Consider the following 251-nt stretch of genomic DNA (forward strand, 5'->3'; position numbering starts at 1 on the left):
CGCGACCCGGCCTCTTGGATGGAGACTCTGGCAGGAAACGCGTGACTGTAAGCATCAGACTGGGTACTGGTGAATTTACGTTGGCAGCTCGCCATCGACCAGTCAGAGTCGGCGTCCATCTCATCGGCTATTAACGGCTCCTTGGGACGCACGCAGGTGTCGGTGCCGACGATCGCCGTGGACCCTACGACCACCGAACCGATCACGTTCAGCTACGTCAACATCTCCACGCAGTTCAACGCAGAGATCTC

1 pseudogene is annotated in these 251 nt (G+C 58.6%); it reads left to right on the forward strand.

Features of this window, described 5'->3' with window-relative positions:
• Nucleotides 1–69: 69 nt before the first annotated feature.
• Nucleotides 70–251, forward strand: a pseudogene (locus tag N7568_RS24700) (GmrSD restriction endonuclease domain-containing protein); the annotation flags it as partial.

Source organism: Paenarthrobacter aurescens (assembly GCF_025421775.1).
Taxonomy (GTDB): domain Bacteria; phylum Actinomycetota; class Actinomycetes; order Actinomycetales; family Micrococcaceae; genus Arthrobacter; species Arthrobacter aurescens_B.